General features: G+C 73.2%; 2 protein-coding genes and 1 pseudogene. 2 read left to right on the forward strand and 1 reads right to left on the reverse strand.

The annotated features are described in order from the left end of the window. Positions 1–307: 307 nt before the first annotated feature. The gene (locus ACZ38L_RS39170; protein WP_465702881.1) at positions 308–778 is read right to left on the reverse strand and encodes a MarR family winged helix-turn-helix transcriptional regulator; all 471 of its coding nucleotides are present in this window, start codon (positions 776–778) and stop codon (positions 308–310) included. Between the two features lie 82 nt (positions 779–860). On the opposite strand from ACZ38L_RS39170, the gene ACZ38L_RS39175 reads away from it, so the two are divergent. Both ACZ38L_RS39175 and ACZ38L_RS39180 read left to right on the forward strand, forming a co-directional pair. After that, on the forward strand, positions 861–1,427 hold the full coding sequence (locus ACZ38L_RS39175) for a hypothetical protein (RefSeq protein ID WP_465702883.1): 567 nt from the start codon (positions 861–863) through the stop codon (positions 1,425–1,427). 548 nt (positions 1,428–1,975) lie between these two features. Continuing rightward, a pseudogene (locus tag ACZ38L_RS39180) lies at positions 1,976–2,254 on the forward strand (transposase); the annotation flags it as partial. Positions 2,255–2,400 lie beyond the last annotated feature (146 nt).

The following is a 2,400-nucleotide window of genomic DNA, read 5'->3' on the forward strand; positions in this document are numbered from 1 at the left end:
CCCCCCCCCCCCCCCCCCCCCCCCCCCCCCCCCCCCCCCCCCCCCCCCCCCCCCCCCCCCCCCCCCCCCCCCCCCCCCCCCCCCCCCCCCCGGGGGGTGCCTCCATGCCGTTCGTCAAGCGAGGCGGGGGCTGTGCTCGCAGAGGGTGCCGTCGCAGAGCACGGGAGCAAGCCGGCGGAGTGCAACACGCGCGTGCGACGCCGGGAGGACCGCGCACCACGCGGTGCCTCCCGGCGCATCCGATCGGATCAGGCCTCGAGCAGGCCCCAGCCCCCGATGCCGTCGCACAGGCGGTGCCAGCCGGGCCTCACGGCTCCTGCCCGAGTTCGGCCAGGCGGTCCTCGACCTGCTTGCCGAGCTCGGTGAGCAGGTCGAGCTGTTCGGGGGTGAGGTGGTCGATGAACACCCTCCGCACGTCGGCCACGTGCGGCCCGGCCGCGGCCTCCACGGCCCGTCTCCCCTGCTCGGTCAGGATGACGTACGCGCCGCGCTGATCGGTGGGGCACCGCCCGCGGGCCACCAGACCGCGGCTGACCATCCGCGTCAGGTGCTGCGAGAGCCGGCTCTTCTCCCAGCGCAGGATCTTCGCGAGCTCGAAGGCCCTGAGCCGCCCGTCCGGTGCCTCGGAGAGCCTCGCGAGCACCGAGTAGTCGGAGCCCGACATCCCGCTCTGCTTGCGCAACTGCCGCTCCAGGTACTGGAACAGGTCGGCCTGCAGGGTCAGCAGGCCCCGCCAGGCGCTCTGCTCGCGCTCGTTCAGCCAGCGGTTCTCGTTCATGGAGATGATCCTATCCGATTTGGTTGACATGCGAACCATTCATACCTACCTTGGTTAACAGGTCAACCACTTGGAGAGCACCATGAACCGCGCCGTTGTACGTCGGGCCACCACCGTCACCACCTCCCTGCTGCTGGCAGGCGCGGCCGCCCTCGGCATCGCCGGCCAGGCCACGGCCGCCACCGCTCCGGCCACGGCCGCCACCGCCGCAGCGGTCTCGCGGGCCGGAGCCACCGACGACACCACCCTGCGGATCGCCTCGCTGCCCCTCCACCAGATCCCCGCCGACCACCGCGCGCACGAGTTCAGCGTCTTCTACGACCGGGGCACCCAGGCCCCCCAGGCCCTGCAGATCCTCGTCCTCTCGCCGGAGCACGGCCCCTACCTCCAGGCCGACGACGTCCGCCTGGACTGGTTCAACCCCGCCACCCGGCACTGGGAGCCCCAGGCCCTGGAGTCGCAGACCGGGACGCTCTACACCCTGATCCCCCCCACCGGCCACGTCCTCACCGACGGCGGCGCCACCACCGCCCGCTACCGGCTCACCGTCCAGCACACCCTGCCCGCCGAGCAGCAGCACCTGACCGTGCTGCCCCGCAGCATCCACTACGTCCCCGGGACGCCCGTGGCCGCACCGGCGGCACGCTGACACCACCCCCGGGACGAGTGCCGGCGCGGAGCGCGGCACCTTGCCCGCCGGCCGGCACCCGCCGCCGGCGCGTGGCACCGGGGAAGGCGGAGCCCGGCGGTCGAAGGCGAAGCGGCTGGTGGCCCCCGGGGCTTGTCGAGCCGACGCCGGGCCGGTTGCTCCCCTCCCACAAGAGCGCCCAGAAACCCGCACCGGCCGTCCTCGCGACAGGCCGTACCGCGTCCACGGGGGCTGTCCACCAACGACAACCCGTGGTGGACCGCCTTCGACGGCACTTCCTGGAGCCCGGACCGCGAAGCCGCCAACCCGCGCGGCGGCCACGGCCCCGCCCTGGTCGACCACCACGACAGGAACGGCACCGAGGACCAGCTCCCGTGCGTCTCCCGCGGCCACCTCCGACATTCCCCGGGCCCGGTCGGCGGGGCGGTTTCCAGGGCCCACGCCCCTACCCGAAGGCGTTCCCCCGGGGCCGCTGTCGACGAACCCGACGGCCGGGCGAGCGGGCGCCCATCCGGCCGGGCGACGCGATCGCGCGGGCTGCCCCTCGCATCGATGCCATCAACATGAAGATCAGGGACGGGCAGGTCGCGAACCGGCCCGTCTACGTGGCCCTGGCCGTGACCGTCGAGGGCCACTGCGACATCCTCGGGGTCTGGGCCGGCGGCGAGGGTGGCGAGGGTGCCAAGCACTGGTTGCGGGTGCTCACCGAGTTGAAGAACCGCGGCGTGGAGGACGTGCTGATGCTGGTGTGTGACGGGCTGAAGGGCCTGCCGCAGGCGGTGGAGGCGGTCTGGCCCCGCACAGTGGTGCAGACGTGTGTGGTCCACCGTGCCTGACTTCCGCAGTTGGCAGGCATGTAGGAGCGCCGATTAGATGGTCTGCCGAGTAGCCGAGGGGAATCTCACCCCTCGGCCCTCACAGAGTGAAGTAGGCCGCCGACGAGGTGCCCGTGGTTCGGGTCCTTTTCCGACGG

This window comes from Kitasatospora sp. NPDC024654 (assembly GCF_055559155.1).

Excerpts from the sequence above, each read along its gene's own strand:
- ACZ38L_RS39175 (WP_465702883.1), top strand. The coding sequence starts at position 861 with ATGAACCGCGCCGTTGTACGTCGGGCCACCACCGTCACCACCTCCCTG.
- ACZ38L_RS39170 (WP_465702881.1), bottom strand. The coding sequence starts at position 778 with ATGAACGAGAACCGCTGGCTGAACGAGCGCGAGCAGAGCGCCTGGCGG.